Here is a 263-nt window from a genome sequence, read left to right on the forward strand (position 1 = left end):
CGCTCCAGGCTGTCCTGAAGAAGTTGTGGAACACCACGCAGAACAGTGCGATGGCGATACCCAAACCCGTGGCGAACAAGGCCGTGCCGATGCCACCGGAAATCTGGCCTGGGTCGGACACGCCGGCACTGGCCAGCGCCTTGAAGGTGTCGATGATGCCAAGGATGGTGCCCAACAGGCCCAGCAACGGCGCGGCGGTGGTGATGGTTTCGATGATCCACAGGCTGCGCGACAGCGGTGCGCGGGTCTTCAGGTACTGGGTT

At 63.1% G+C, this 263-nt stretch carries 1 protein-coding gene; it reads right to left on the reverse strand.

From position 1 onward, the window contains the following. Positions 1-263, reverse strand: a 263-nt coding sequence (locus KZZ07_RS27055; protein ID WP_219520085.1) for a MotA/TolQ/ExbB proton channel family protein, incomplete at both ends; no start/stop codon positions are given.

Origin of the sequence: Mameliella sp. CS4 (assembly GCF_019392335.1) — a bacterium.
Classification (GTDB): Bacteria; Pseudomonadota; Alphaproteobacteria; order Rhodobacterales; family Rhodobacteraceae; genus Antarctobacter.